At 43.9% G+C, this 13,126-nt stretch carries 11 protein-coding genes; 8 read left to right on the top strand and 3 right to left on the bottom strand.

Annotation, left to right across the window (positions count from 1 at the left end; translation table 11 throughout):
* Positions 1-714 (top strand): 2OG-Fe(II) oxygenase, encoded by a 714-nt coding sequence (locus NSTCB13_RS08395; protein WP_448271963.1) that lies wholly within the window; start codon positions 1-3, stop codon positions 712-714.
* Between the two features lie 19 nt (positions 715-733).
* Here NSTCB13_RS08395 and NSTCB13_RS08390 read toward each other — a convergent pair whose 3' ends face one another.
* The gene (locus tag NSTCB13_RS08390) at positions 734-1,078 is read right to left on the bottom strand and encodes a hypothetical protein (protein ID WP_448271961.1); all 345 of its coding nucleotides are present in this window, start codon (positions 1,076-1,078) and stop codon (positions 734-736) included.
* A gap of 108 nt (positions 1,079-1,186) precedes the next feature.
* Between NSTCB13_RS08390 and NSTCB13_RS08385 the strand changes: the two genes are divergently transcribed.
* The 7 genes from NSTCB13_RS08385 (at position 1,187) to NSTCB13_RS08355 (ending at position 11,041) form a co-directional block, all read left to right on the top strand.
* Positions 1,187-1,942 (top strand): phosphocholine cytidylyltransferase family protein, encoded by a 756-nt coding sequence (locus NSTCB13_RS08385; protein ID WP_448271959.1) that lies wholly within the window; start codon positions 1,187-1,189, stop codon positions 1,940-1,942.
* Between the two features lie 250 nt (positions 1,943-2,192).
* A complete protein-coding gene (locus NSTCB13_RS08380; protein WP_448271957.1) occupies positions 2,193-2,873 on the top strand; it encodes an isocitrate lyase/phosphoenolpyruvate mutase family protein in 681 nt (226 codons plus the stop codon).
* The gene (locus NSTCB13_RS08375; protein ID WP_448271955.1) at positions 2,857-3,849 is read left to right on the top strand and encodes an NTP transferase domain-containing protein; all 993 of its coding nucleotides are present in this window, start codon (positions 2,857-2,859) and stop codon (positions 3,847-3,849) included. The genes NSTCB13_RS08380 and NSTCB13_RS08375 overlap by 17 nt, the downstream gene beginning before the upstream one ends.
* 241 nt (positions 3,850-4,090) lie before the next feature.
* Positions 4,091-5,266, top strand: coding sequence for a phosphonopyruvate decarboxylase (gene aepY, locus NSTCB13_RS08370; protein ID WP_448271953.1), 1,176 nt, complete (start codon positions 4,091-4,093; stop codon positions 5,264-5,266).
* A 140-nt stretch (positions 5,267-5,406) separates the two neighbouring features.
* Positions 5,407-6,495: a 2-aminoethylphosphonate aminotransferase gene (locus NSTCB13_RS08365; protein ID WP_448271951.1), complete on the top strand. Its 1,089-nt coding sequence runs from the start codon at positions 5,407-5,409 to the stop codon at positions 6,493-6,495.
* Between the two features lie 398 nt (positions 6,496-6,893).
* Entirely contained in the window at positions 6,894-7,370 is a 477-nt protein-coding gene (locus NSTCB13_RS08360) for a hypothetical protein (RefSeq protein ID WP_335008547.1), read from the top strand.
* 446 nt (positions 7,371-7,816) lie between these two features.
* Positions 7,817-11,041 carry a HEAT repeat domain-containing protein gene (locus NSTCB13_RS08355; RefSeq protein WP_448271949.1) on the top strand — a complete coding sequence of 1,075 codons (3,225 nt, stop codon included), beginning with the start codon at positions 7,817-7,819 and terminating at the stop codon, positions 11,039-11,041.
* 370 nt (positions 11,042-11,411) lie between these two features.
* Here NSTCB13_RS08355 and NSTCB13_RS08350 read toward each other — a convergent pair whose 3' ends face one another.
* Together NSTCB13_RS08350 and NSTCB13_RS08345 are read right to left on the bottom strand one after the other, a co-directional pair.
* Positions 11,412-11,867 (bottom strand): cupin domain-containing protein, encoded by a 456-nt coding sequence (locus tag NSTCB13_RS08350; RefSeq protein WP_194042486.1) that lies wholly within the window; start codon positions 11,865-11,867, stop codon positions 11,412-11,414.
* Positions 11,868-11,997: 130 nt separating this feature from the next.
* Positions 11,998-12,777 (bottom strand): cysteine hydrolase family protein, encoded by a 780-nt coding sequence (locus NSTCB13_RS08345; RefSeq protein WP_448271947.1) that lies wholly within the window; start codon positions 12,775-12,777, stop codon positions 11,998-12,000.
* Between the last annotated feature and the right edge of the window lie 349 nt (positions 12,778-13,126).

Here is a 13,126-nt window from a genome sequence, read left to right as displayed (position 1 = left end):
ATGGAGCTTCAAACTGAAATTGATAAAGCTATAGCAGCCGTTGATTACCAGAAACTTCAAGCTGAGTTTCAAGCTCAAAATGAATTTTTGGTGGTTGAAAACTTTGTCCCTAGCTGCATCATCGAGGAGTTTTTGGCGCTGTTGCCATCTTTGCAACCTGCTATCAACCGCAATTATATTCCCAATCATAAAAAGGGGGGTAGTATCAGCCGCTATAGCTTAGATAGCCTTGCTCCGATTTTTGGAGAATTTTATCAACTCAATGCCTTTTTCGAGTTCCTGAACAAAATTACGGCAGAAAAACTCCTTCCCTGTCCTGATTCCGATCCCCATACTTACGCGCTGTACTATTATACTGAGCCTGGAGACCATATCCAGTATCATTACGATACTTCTTACTATCACGGGAAACGCTATACAGTGTTGCTTGGTTTGGTTGATAATTCATCTAGTAAATTGGAATATCAACTCTACAAAGATATTCCAGAACGGAAAACTCAAACGCGATCGCTCTCCATAACCCCTGGTACTCTAGTATTATTCAATGGTGACAAACTTTACCACAGAGTTACTCCTTTGGGTGAAAATGAACGGCGCATTGTCTTAACTTTAGAATACGTCACCGACACCCGTATGGGTATGCTAAAACGTTTTGTCTCCAATATGAAAGATGCGATCGCTTATTTTGGCTTTCGTCAAGTATTTCGCACTTAAAATAACTAGCACCCGGCCTCTACCTATATTCTCCAATTACCTCGATTTTACCCACAATGTTGCTGTTTAACTCTTCCAGTTCTTCGGCTGGAATCCACCATTCTGTATGATATGAAGCCCCAACTTGATGAACTTCATACTTATCCATAAAAACTTTCTTAACCTCAAATTGTGTAACATAACCTACACCACTGTCCCTAATATTCCATTTGGTCGCAATTTCCTGGGCATACTGCTCGTTTGTAACGGGATAAAAAATTGGCTGTTCAGGTAGTCTTGGCGGCCATTTGGTGTAGTCGCTTTGTTTAACTAGTTCTAGCTCTTTTGGCCCAGTAGGGCGATATAGAATTACTGTTTCTTCCATGTTAAGAATTAGTTAATATACGTTGAATTGAGCAAAATACAGTCATTATAAAATACTGGGAAAATTTCCAGATTTACTGGTGTCTAAGCTACTGTTGGTGATTTGACGATGAAGGCAATTATCTTAGCTGCTGGCGTTGGACGACGCTTAGGTAAAGACGGGCAAATCCAACCCAAATGCTTACTGAAATTTAACGGCAAATCTCTACTAGAGCGCCATTTTAACTATCTCCGTCATTACCAAATTGATGAAGTAGTGATTGCTGTGGGTTATCAAGCAGAAAGAATTCAGGATGAAATCAAAGCATTAGGAGCCGAAAGTTGGGTCAGTACAATTTATAATCCTGACTACACCAAAGGCAGTGTAATCAGCCTTTGGACTGTACGTCAGCATTTAGTTGCTGGCGATGACATATTATTAATGGATGCAGATGTATTGTGCGATCGCCGCATCATTGAACGACTGGTAAAGACAAATATTCCCAATAGCTTTTTACTAGATCGGGATTTTGAACCGGGAGATGAACCCGTGAAGCTTTGCGTCAGAGATAATTATCTAGTGGAGTTTCGTAAACAAATAACTCCTGGTTTAGCTTATGATTTTGCGGGTGAGTCAGTGGGATTCTTTCGTTTTGAAAGTGCTGTTGTTCGCCGTCTTGCGATTCGCACAGAACAATATGTTGCAGATGGACGGGATAATGAACCTTATGAAGAAGTAATTCGGGATCTGCTCTTAGAAACTCCAGAAACATTTGGCTACGAAGACATCACTGGATTACCTTGGCTCGAAATCGATTTTCCCCAGGATATTCAACGCGCCCAAAACGAGATTTTACCTCAGATAGAAGTCGCAGAACATGTCTGAAAATATCTTTGAAAGAATTCAGGAGTCAGGAGTCAGAAGTCAGAATTCAGGAGTCAGGAGTCAGTATGAATTATTTGCTACTAGCGGGTGAATCAAGGGGTTGAAAATACCCATCAAATATCCGATTTAGCGATCAAAAACATAGTGGTGGTTTTGAATCTCCCACTAATTGATTCTAAATTCTGAATTCTGAATACTGGCTTCTGAATTCTCCTTTCATTATTACTATAGGTTGAAAAAAGCAGAATAAATGCATCAAATATTTGCACCCAATCATACCTCTGCAAAATTAAATAAATGTGCCCAATTAAGGTTATTACTAGAATCGCCTCAACTCGACTTCATTATGGAAGCTCATAATGGGATTAGCGCCCGGATTGTGGAAGAGGCTGGATTTAAAGGAATTTGGGCGAGTGGATTAGCCCTTTCGGCTCAGTATGGCGTTCGAGATAATAATGAAGCCAGTTGGACTCAAGTTGTAGAAATGCTAGAGTTCATGTCTGATGTCACCAGCATCCCGATTTTATTAGACGGCGATACAGGTTATGGCAACTTTAATAATATGCGCCGCTTGGTTAAGAAGTTAGAACAGCGAGGTATTGCTGGAGTCTGTATTGAAGATAAGCTGTTTCCCAAAACCAATAGCTTCATCAACGGTAATCGCCAACCTTTAGCTGATATTGATGAATTCTGCGGCAAAATTAAGGCGGGTAAGGATAGTCAGACAGATGCAGATTTTTGCATCGTCGCCCGACTCGAAGCTTTGATTGCCGGCTGGGATCTTTCGGAGGCTTTGCGCCGAGCTGAAGCTTACCACGCCGCCGGAGCAAACGCCATCTTAATTCACAGTAAATCATCGCGCCCCGATCAAGTGCTAGCCTTTGCTAAAGAATGGGCAGGGTCGTTCTCCGTTAGTGATTATACCGACTAAATATTACAGCACGCCTACCGATGTTTTTCGCAAAGCTGAAGTTAATTTGGTCATCTGGGCAAATCATCTGATTCGATCTGCTGTTGCTAGTATGCAAGCGATCGCCCGTGAAGTGAAAGCCAGCGAAACTTTAATCAACATTGAAGATGATATTGCTCCCGTCAAAGAAATCTTTCGGTTACAAGGGGCGGATGAACTCCAAGAAGCTGAAAAACGCTACTTTAACAACGGACGACAACATACCCAAGCGATCGTTTTGGCTGCTAGCAGAGGCCAAGAATTAGCCGGATTGACGCAAGATAAACCAAAAGTAATGTTACCCCTTGGAGGTAAACCTCTACTCAGGTTGTTGGTGGATAAATTCAAGAAACTTGCTATCAATGATATTACCGTTGTCGCCGGTTACAAAGCAGAAACCATCAATGTTCCGGGGACTAAAGTCATCCGCAACCCAGATTATGAAACAACGGGAGAATTAGCATCCTTAGCCGTAGCTCAAGCTAGCTTTGGCGAAGAAATGCTAGTGCTTTACGGCGATTTACTATTTAGAAGCTACATCCTGCGAGATTTATTAGAATGTCCCGGAGAAATTGTGGCTGTGGTTGATTCTGTAGCCAACAACAAGTCTGTTAGCGGTTCACCTGACTACGCCTATTGCTCAATTCCAGACGATCTTTCTCTGTTTGGACAGGATGTTAACCTGTTGAACATTTCTAAAACCACGCAAACGCAATTAGGAAAGTCTAGCGGACGCTGGATTGGGATGCTGCGCTTGCGGAGTCAAGGTAGACAATGGGTTAGTGAAGCACTCAATGAGTTGCAAAAGCGACCGGAATTTAACAGTCTGGGTTTGCCAGAATTATGCAATTATTTAATCGAGCAAGGCAAACCGATCAAGGTACTTTATATTCGCGGTAACTGGTTAGATGTTAATTCTTTGGACGATCTTGACCTTGCTTTTCAATTAAAACAATAGGAGTGGGGCATTGGGCATGGCTAAGAGGACAAGGGGACAAGGGGACAAGGAGAATTGGGGACAAGGAGAGAAGTCTGAGCGCCTGCTTCCAGCGTTAGTGCAGCTTGCCGTAGGTATCATAACTTCAGAAAAAAAGACTTGTTGCAAGTTCTAACTTTAATTACCTTGTCCCCTTGTCCCCCTTGTCCCCCTTGTCCCCTTGTCTCCCCTGCTCCCTACTTTCCACCCCCCATCTCTTAATATGATCCAGGCAGAAGAATTTGTAGAAGCTGCGCGTAATCTTGGCTTTGGGTGGTACACTGGCGTACCCTGTTCTTTTCTCACGCCTTTTATTAATTACGTCATCAATGACGTTCAACTTAAATATATCTCCGCAGCCAATGAGGGAGATGCTGTAGCGATCGCAGCTGGAGCCGCAATTGCTGGGAAACCAGCTGTAGTGATGATGCAAAACTCTGGTTTGGGGAATGCAGTTAACCCGCTAACCTCCCTCACTTATATCTTTCGGATTCCGCTGCTGCTGATTTGTACTTTAAGAGGCGATCGCTTATTGCAAGATGAACCGCAACATCAATTAATGGGACAAATCACAGAGAAATTGCTGCAAACAATGACTATACCTTGGGAATATTTTCCCACAGATGCAGCAGAAATAGAACCCGTTCTGCAAAGAGCCACAGCCTATATGCAACAAGAACGCTGTCCTTATGCTTTAATTATGCGTAAAGGAGCGATATCTTCGATGGGCTACGCCAACGCACCTCATGCACTCACCCGTTCTTCTATCCCCGAACGAGAAAATAGTGCTAGCGCTCATATTCAGCAAAGCTTTTTTCGGGATAACAAAGAACAACGCATTTCTCGCAGCGAAGCATTAGCTCGGATTGTGGAACTTACCGATCCAGAAAACACTGTAGTAATTGCCACCACCGGATACACGGGACGCGAACTCTTTGCTAGTAAAGACAGCGCCAATCATCTTTATATGGTGGGATCGATGGGCTGCGCTTCCTCAATGGGATTGGGACTATCCTTAGCACGTCCAGACCTCAAGGTAGTAGTAATTGATGGCGATGGGGCAGCATTAATGCGAATGGGTAATTTTGCTACCATCGGCACTTATGGCGGTGCTAACTTGACCCATATTCTTTTAGATAATGAAGTCCACGATTCCACAGGCGCACAAGCCACCGTTTCGGCGGGTATTTCCTTTGCCAAGATTGCCCAAGCGTGCGGTTACGGCGTGACATTAGCCGGAGATGATCCCGCCCTTTTAGATGCCTTATTTACCGCAGATGCTAACACTAGACCTAAATTCGCTCATTTAAAAATCCGTCCCGGAACTTTAGAAAAGCTACCCAGACCCCAACCTCACCCCGGAAGCAGTTTTACAACGCTTTATGAAACACATTGGTAATTCGTAATTCGTAATTCGTAATTCGTAATTCGTAATTCGTAATTAATAAATTCCAAGTACAAACTCTTAATTTATTAATGGCCAATGACCAATGACAAATGACCAATGACAAATGACAAATGACCAATGACAAATGACAAATGACAAATGACAAAATGATTTTACTAAATCCCGGCCCCGTTAATTTGAGCGATCGCGTCAGAAATGCCCTGTTGCGTCCTGATTTGTGTCATCGTGAAGTGGAATTTTCCCAACTTCAAAGCAGAATCCGCGAACAGCTACTTCAAGTTTATGGGCTTGGAAAGGATCGCTGGGCAGCAGTTCTCCTGACTGGTTCTGGAACCGCCGCGATGGAAGCGATGATTAGTAGTTTAGTACCCACAAATGGAAAATTACTAGTAATTGAAAACGGTGTATATGGCGAACGACTATCCAAAATCGCCAAAATCCACGGCATTAATTACATCACACTTTCTCATCCTTGGGATGGCGAAATCGATATCAAAGCTTTAATCAAACTCCTAGATGAAAACGCCGACATCACCCACCTTGCTGTCGTCCATCACGAAACTACTACCGGCCGCTTAAATAATTTGGCGGAACTTGCCCCAATTTGCCAAGAACGCGGTATCAAATTATTAGTAGATGCAGTCAGCAGCTTTGGTGCTGAAGAAATAAATTTTGCAGATTGGGGAATCACTGCTTGCGCTGCGACAGCGAATAAATGTCTGCATGGTGTCCCCGGAACGTCTTTTGTTATCCTGCAACGGGATGCACTGCCTTCAGTAGACACAATCCCCCGCACCTTATATTTAGATTTAGCAACCTATTGCCACCAGCAAGACCGAGGCGGCACACCTTTTACGCAATCAGTACAGACATTTTATGCTTTAACAGAAGCTTTGCAAGAAATGGCAGAAGCAGGAGGTTGGCGTGCTAGACACAAATATTACAATCAACTTGCCAGCTTAGTTAGAGACGGGTTAGCCTCAATCGGAATTAAACCCCTACTTCCTCTTGGCAGTTCATCCGTTGTCTTGAATGCCTACTATTTGCCAGACGGTTTCAGCTATGAAGAATTTCACGACCAACTGAAAGCACAAAATTATATTATTTATTCTGGACAGGGAAATTTAGCTCAATCTATTTTTAGAGTATCAACAATGGGAGCCATTACCCACGCTGACATGGAACGCTTTGTTGGCGTTGTTAAAGAAATTATTCGGTAAACTGACTTGAAGCGTAAGTTTTACCCCTCCCTAACCCTCCCCTTGCAAAGGGGAGGGAACCGGATTTTTCTTGTTTCCCCCCTTTACAAGGGGGGATTAAGCAGGGTGGTTTCATACAAGCAGAGAAAAAATAAAACTGAGTTTCAAAGCCTCTCTCCGCTTCGGGGAGAGGTTTGGAGAGGGGTCAAAATCTATGGTTATATATGAGAAATCAAGACTTATGTATTTTTCTTTTTTCGTATGAAACCACCCTGCTTTCCAAGGGGGGATTAAGGGGGGTAATTCGACTTGTGGTACAACCAGAGAGGTTATTTTCCCTACTCTTCATTCCTTAAGACTGTGCGATCGCATTTACCAGTGGGAATCATAACAAACAGATTTACCACAGTAAATAACCAATGGCTTACCAAAATATTACAGGCTCTCTTTCCCCAGCAGATATCCAAGAAATTAAAGCAGCGTTTGCGACTATCCAAGCGAAGATGCCTTTTCTCGTAACCCTGAGTGTGGAAGAACGACGCAAGTTATTTAAGATGGGCGATAAAAGCCTAGCTTTCGTCAATACCAGCCTGACTGCGGCCCAGTCTAACCGAGATATTCTCCCAGCCAGCTTTGATGTCGATGAATTTGTGCGGGATTATCAATTAGCAATCACACTTACTGAGCTTTTGATTGGATTGCGACAACTGACAGAACAAGTAGATGATACCTTAATGGCAGTCGGCAGCGAAGCAATGGGCAGCAGTTTGACAGTTTATGATTACGTCAAGACAGCTGCTAAGAAAACTCCAGGGTTAAAAAGTCTTGCCGAACAGTTAGGCGATCGCTTTAAGGCTATTAAAAGTAAATCTGCTAAAACTGCTTCTAATTCATAAGCTGTAGTTCAACGCACAAGATAAGATCCCCGACTTTTTTGAAAAGTCGGGGATCTGGCATTTAAACGCAATTTTAATCTTGTAGTCCAATATGTAGATGAATGAGTCTTTGATACTCGTCGGCGAGCCTTTGATACTCGCGCGAGAGTCTTTTATACTCGTGGGCGAGTCTTTAATACTCGTGGACGAGTCTTTTATACTCGCGTGAGAGTCTTTAATACTCGTGGACGAGTCTTTTATACTCGCGGGCGAGTCTTTTATACTCGCGGGCGAGTCTTTTATACTCGCGGGCGAGTCTTTTATACTCGTGGATGAGTCTTTTATACTCGTGAATGCAGATCGCTTACCACTTGTTGATACCAAGTTGCATTCTCAATCAGGAATTACGGATTGCAAGGTTGTTATTATACTCATAATCGCGTCTAATCTGCCACCTTGCTCCAAACATGGTTACAACTCTCCACCACCGCAGCAAGCTTTCTCGCTTTATCCTTTATGCTTTAGCTTTCATCCTTTCTTTCCTTTTTTGTTTGCCTTGGGTTAGCGCCAAAGAAACCCCCAAACCCAAACCCCAAGATTGGCAGATTAACGGTATAGTAGCAGCCCTTGACGACAGCTACGACAAAGTGAAGGGATATGCTTTTGAGAAATTAGCTGCATATGAACTAAAAGACTTGAAAACCGTGGTTAAGAAACCGGAGGATATAGCACAGAAAATTGCCAACATCCTCAAAGATGAAAAGGTTGACTCAAATGTTCGTGGCAGTGCGGCAGTGGCATTGAGCAACTTCGGGCAGGCGGCGGCTCCATACATCCCTGAAATCGCCAACATCCTCAAAGATGAAAAGGTTGACTCAAGTGTTCGTGGCAGTACAGCAGAGGCATTGAGCAACTTCGGGCAGGCGGCGGCTCAATACATCCCTGAAATCCTCAAATTCCTCAAAGATGAAAAGGTTGACTCAAGTGTTCGTGGCAGTGCGGCAGTGGCATTGAGCAACTTCGGGCAGGCGGCGGCTCCATACATCCCTGAAATCGCCAACATCCTCAAAGATGAAAAGGTTGACTCATATGTTCGTGGCAGTGCGGCAGTGGCATTGAGCAACTTCGGGCAGGCGGCGGCTCCATACATCCCTGAAATCGCCAACATCCTCAAAGATGAAAAGGTTGACTCATATGTTCGTGGCAGTGCGGCAGTGGCATTGAGCAACTTCGGGCAGGCGGCGGCTCCATACATCCCTGAAATCGCCAACATCCTCAAAGATGAAAAGGTTGACTTCAATGTTCGTGGCAGTGCGGCAGTGGCATTGAGCAACTTCGGGCAGGCGGCGGCTCCATACATCCCTGAAATCGCCAACATCCTCAAAGATGAAAAGGTTGACTTCAATGTTCGTGGCAGTGCGGCAGTGGCATTGAGCAACTTCGGGCAGGCGGCGGCTCCATACATCCCTGAAATCGCCAACATCCTCAAAGATGAAAAGGTTGCCTCAAATGTTCGTGGCAGTGCGGCAGTGGCATTGAGCAACTTCGGGCAGGCGGCGGCTCCATACATCCCTGAAATCCTCAAATTCCTCAAAGATGAAAAGGTTGACTCAAGTGTTCGTGGCAGTGCGGCAGTGGCATTGAGCAACTTCGGGCAGGCGGCGGCTCAATACATCTCTGAAATCGCCAACATCCTCAAGGATGAAAAGGTTGACTCAAGTGTTCGTGGCAGTGCGGCAGTGGCATTGAGCAACTTCGGGCAGGCGGCGGCTCCATACATCCCTGAAATCGCCAAAATCCTCAAGGATGAAAAGGTTGCCTCATATGTTCGTGGCAGTGCGGCAGAGGCATTGGGGAAAATCAGACAACTGAAGTTAGAAGAGGTTGTCGTAATTTTGAATTATGCCTACGAACCAAATCAACAATTCTTTGGTTTAGTCTCTGAGAATAATAACTTTGAATTTTGGCGATTTTGGACTTATTTCTTAGGTGGCAGTAACGAGGATGTCAAAACCTTGCTGATATGGCTAGGCAGACCTCAAGCAATTCCTGATAAACTGACACACGATGAAGGTGTAAAAACACTAGAACTCTTCCTTAAAGCCTGGGAACCCAGCCGAGATTTAGCACGATTACACGAAGACTTAGCCAAGGAAATCGCTGTAGTCGCTAGAAAAGTTTCTTGGCATCCAGGAGATATTTTCATTTTAGAAAAGCACTACAACAACCTCAAAGGACTCAACGAAGCTGATTCACTGCAATCAGTCATGATTAACCTCAAGGGTTGGCAGTGGTTTTTCAAAGCCAGAAACATTATCATCATTCACATTGCCTTTTGGCTTCTCCTCATTTTCGCCTATCCCAAATTTCCCCAAGTCCAAGCCATCTTCTTCTGGAACCCTTGGGTACGCCGAATCTTAGGCGTTGGCTATGTCGGCTTTCTCCTCACCTGGTTTCCCCCCTTCCGCCGCAAATTATTTGAACCATTCAAACCTTCCCTATTAGCCGATGCCGGCTTAGATAATTTTTCTGACCAATCATACTTCCCAGAATCTAAAGTCAAAGTTCCCACTTCAGGAGACATCCAGCCAATTACCGCAGCCTTACCCAGTATTCAAGGACAAATTATCTTAGAAGGTGATTCCGGCTTAGGCAAGTCGATGTTTCTCCGCCATCTGTTGAAAAATCAAGAGCGCATTGTCGTTTATCTCCCCGCCCAGAAATGTTATAAAGGCGTAATTGAGGCCATCCAAGACAAGCTACACGGCCAAGCCCAAGATGCCGGCTTCCTAAAAAACCTGATTTACAGTGGCGCCATAGATATCTGCATCGACGGACTCAACGAAGTCACCGCCGAAACCCGCGCCAAAATCTGCCAGTTTGTCGAAAGCTATTTCCGGGGCAACATTATTATGACTACCCAGCCCCTTGAGTGGACACCACCTTCAACAGCCAAGATATATAAATTGCAGCCCCTTGAGCAACAACAAATTCAAGAGTTTTTGATTTCCCGTCAGCCGCGACTACCCCAAGATGCCAAAATTCAAGGTGCTGATTACGCCAAAGCCTGCACCAATTATTTAACAGAAGTCTTCCAACAACAACAAGCCAAAGAAGAGTTAGATGCTATCCGCCGAATTCTTTCCAATCCAATGGATCTAACAGTGGTAGCGCTGATGTTATCACAAGGCAAACACCCTAACTTGTTTCACCTGCAACAACAGCAATACAATTTAATGGCGGCAGAATACCTCAAAGAATGGAATCAAGAATTTCCCTTAAAGAAATTCTCCGCCGCCGTCTACGAAATGCGACTCCAAGACAAACAAGCCTTACCCGCAGATGAATTTCACCAAGTCGCCATGTCTTTGTCAGACGAGAAATACAAAATGGTAGTCAGCCGTCAGTGGCAAGATGAAAAAGGCGAAGCCAAGAAAGAATGGTATTTCCGCCACGATAAAATCATGGATTTCTTCTTAGTGCAAAACTTTCTCGGCGAAACTGATGCCGCCGAAGGACTATTAGTTGATAGAATGGCCGATCCCCGATTTCGTGGCGTTTATTTCTTGCTAGCAACCTTACTTGAGATAGATGCAGCTAAAAAACTGCGAGAAGAATTGATTCAATACGCCGCCGATACTAAAGATAATACGGTGAGTAATACTTTCGTGCAGTTATTAAGAACTAGATAGTGCAATACGGTTGGCTTTGTGGAAATCTATTTGTTAAGGCAGGCTATTCTTGAGCAGGAAAGGCAAAGGCTACGGTGTATACACAAGTTTGAAATAGCATTACTTGGTTTTTCGCGTCAGTTTTACCCCCTGCTTTATAAGGCAATACGGTTCAGTTAACCCCAGAAACCTTAAACTATGTAGGTTGGGTTGAGGAACGAAACCCAACATTTGCGGGACTTTGTTGGGTTGCGCTTTGCTTAACCCAACCTACAATTTTTCTTAACTGAACTGTATTGCTTTATAAGGGGGGATTAAGGGGGGTAATTTGACTTGTGCGTACACCGTAGCTTTGTAGGAGAGAGAAATAGAACAGAGGTTTCAAATATCTTTAACAGGGCATCAAAGCATCAAACCTCCCTATTACTGCCATATCTTCTTCATCTAACTCCGCCGGAATTCCACTGCGAATCAATTCCGAAAAGTCTTCATTGGGAATCATCACAGTCAACGTGTACAAGCGAGTAGAACCAGTATTTTTAATCAAATGAGTACCAGTGGGAGGGACTAATAAACTATCTCCAGCTTTGATTGTGGCACTCTTGCCGTCACATATAGCGATCGCTTCTCCTTTGAGAACAAAAAACATTTCCACCGCCCACTGATGGCGATTTGGGGGTGTTTGCCCACCAACATCAAAAATTTCTATGCAGCAAGTCAAAGAAGTATTAGCATTTGTCGAATCGAAAATAATTGCTAATCGATTAGAGGCGTCGGGACTGATGCGATATACTTGGTAATCTTTGCTAGATTTGATCACCGGAATTACACAACGAGTAGCGTACATTTATTTATCCCCTCTGAAGTTATCGATGGGTATGAAAATTTCTAAAATCTGAGTACTGAATATTGAGTCATTAGTTGTATCTCTAAATCACAAACCCGCTAATTACTCCTAACTCCTAACTCCTAACTCCTCACTCCTCACTCTTTTGCAGCGCTGTTAAAATTTCTTGCGAGTCAGTGACAAAACCGAAGCATTGTTTGACATTGTACAACGTCGCCTGCCAACAATATTCAGGAGAAGTTGTGCTGGTGCAGTCTTTAACCAATACGCAGTCATATCCTAAGAAGTTGGCATCACATAACGTAGTTAGCACACATTGATCGGCATTAACACCAGCAAAAAATAATGTTGTCCTTCCTAAATTCCGCAAGATACTATCTAAGGGTGTATCCCAAAACCCACTCATGCGGTATTTATCCACACGAATATCTTCGGGAATCTGTTCTAGCTCGTCTACTACTGCCGCAGCCCAACTACCTGCCATAAGTACTCTAGCACCATTGCTTGGTAGTGGATCGCCCAATCCCACACCTTCCCCTGTAGGATTATAGACATGGCGCGAACTAGCACTAATATTGAGCAAGTCGGGACGATTACCCCAATTTATCCAAATGACTGGAACGCCAACCTCGCGCAGTTCTGGAAGTAAGTTGTTCAAAGGTTCAATAGGCTGGCGCGCTGGAGTTACGTCTACACCGATATGCGCTAACCAGCCATCAGGGTGACAGAAGTCGTTTTGCATATCAATGACGAGGATAGCAGTCTTTGCCAAGTCTAGGCGCAGGGTTTTAGTTTCTGTTGATAAAATAACGGTTTGTGGGGTCTTTTGAGGACGAGTGATATCTGCGATCGCATTATTCACTGTCCACGCATTTGGTGCAACTCCCAATGTCCGCAATGGTAAATTCATAAAATTCCAGTACCCAACACCATTTTCTATTTTGTAACTTGAAATTCAAGTCAAAATACAATTACTTAATCAAGGTTAAATATGGTGAACTACCTACACTTCCCTGACAAGTAAGTGTAGGCTTCCCAATTCATTGGAGATTGGTGGGAGTTAGCCCCTTATCACCCCCTTAATTCAAGATGAATCTCTCACCGCAGGTATGGCATCTGGGGAATCAACCCAATATCATCTCGACGCAAATCTTGCTGATAATTATAATGTTGCAGTTAATGTGTATTTGGTAACTCTTTTCTGGAACAGTATAGAGCGTGAAGTTGTAGTACTGGGGATGGATCGTCGTTCGCTCATT

Source organism: Nostoc sp. DSM 114160 (genome assembly GCF_053470305.1).
The sequence above is the reverse complement of the archived record's forward strand: the minus strand, read 5'-3'. Positions and strand labels throughout refer to the sequence as shown.

Bases quoted from the DNA above. Each gene is read 5' to 3' on its own strand.
- NSTCB13_RS08360 (WP_335008547.1), top strand. From the start codon at position 6,894: ATGGCTTACCAAAATATTACAGGCTCTCTTTCCCCAGCAGATATCCAA.
- NSTCB13_RS08345 (WP_448271947.1), bottom strand. From the start codon at position 12,777: ATGAATTTACCATTGCGGACATTGGGAGTTGCACCAAATGCGTGGACA.
- NSTCB13_RS08390 (WP_448271961.1), bottom strand. From the start codon at position 1,078: ATGGAAGAAACAGTAATTCTATATCGCCCTACTGGGCCAAAAGAGCTA.
- NSTCB13_RS08380 (WP_448271957.1), top strand. From the start codon at position 2,193: ATGCATCAAATATTTGCACCCAATCATACCTCTGCAAAATTAAATAAA.
- NSTCB13_RS08355 (WP_448271949.1), top strand. From the start codon at position 7,817: ATGGTTACAACTCTCCACCACCGCAGCAAGCTTTCTCGCTTTATCCTT.
- NSTCB13_RS08395 (WP_448271963.1), top strand. From the start codon at position 1: ATGGAGCTTCAAACTGAAATTGATAAAGCTATAGCAGCCGTTGATTAC.
- aepY (WP_448271953.1), top strand. From the start codon at position 4,091: ATGATCCAGGCAGAAGAATTTGTAGAAGCTGCGCGTAATCTTGGCTTT.
- NSTCB13_RS08365 (WP_448271951.1), top strand. From the start codon at position 5,407: ATGACAAATGACAAAATGATTTTACTAAATCCCGGCCCCGTTAATTTG.
- NSTCB13_RS08385 (WP_448271959.1), top strand. From the start codon at position 1,187: ATGAAGGCAATTATCTTAGCTGCTGGCGTTGGACGACGCTTAGGTAAA.
- NSTCB13_RS08350 (WP_194042486.1), bottom strand. From the start codon at position 11,867: ATGTACGCTACTCGTTGTGTAATTCCGGTGATCAAATCTAGCAAAGAT.